Origin of the sequence: Mesorhizobium sp. M6A.T.Ce.TU.002.03.1.1, from assembly GCF_003997275.1 — a bacterium.
Taxonomy (GTDB): Bacteria; Pseudomonadota; Alphaproteobacteria; order Rhizobiales; family Rhizobiaceae; genus Mesorhizobium; species Mesorhizobium mediterraneum.
This window is the reverse complement of the sequence record NZ_RZTI01000302.1, coordinates 1-567: the sequence shown is the minus strand read 5'-3', so window position 1 is coordinate 567 and position 567 is coordinate 1. Positions and strand designations below refer to the sequence as shown.

Annotated in this window: 1 protein-coding gene; it reads right to left on the bottom strand. The window is 63.0% G+C overall.

What is annotated here, in order from left to right:
- Positions 1-532, bottom strand: a 532-nt coding sequence (locus tag EOC93_RS33645; protein WP_164759402.1) for a DNA polymerase Y family protein, incomplete at its 3' end; no start/stop codon positions are given.
- Positions 533-567 lie beyond the last annotated feature (35 nt).

The window sequence follows — 567 nt, the reverse complement described above, 5'->3', positions numbered from 1 at the left end:
GAGGAAGGATCGCATCGCAGGTTGCGTTGACCGCGACCACGCTCACGGCTTGCCTGACATATCGCGCAAAGGCATGAGCAGCACCCCAGCTATCCGCTATGGCTGCGCGCGCCGAGAAGCCGACCTTGCCGAGACGTTCGACCATATCTGCGAGCATCAAGCGTTCACCGCCATGAAGATGATCGGCGCCCGTGGTATCCATCACCAATCCGTCGGGAGGATCTGCTGCGACAATCGGCGCGTACCGCCGCAAAGCCCACAGGGCCAACCGATCCAATGCCTGCGCGTCTGCTTCAGGTTCGGCATCCATGACCGCCAGCCCCTGGACGAGGGCCTGTGCCTTCGTCGCGGGCATTCCGACGCGCAGGCCCGCTTCTGTTGCCGCGCGATCCACCGCAGTCACCAGGCGACGATTACCGTGCCGCCCGACCAGCACCAAAGGCTTATCCGGTGGCGGCGAGACGTCGCCCAATTTCCTTCTGAGCCGGTCGGTCGACCAGCTTGGAAGGAACAGCGCGACGACCCTTTGCATCACAAGCCTCCACTTCGATATCGAGTGTTTCCCCT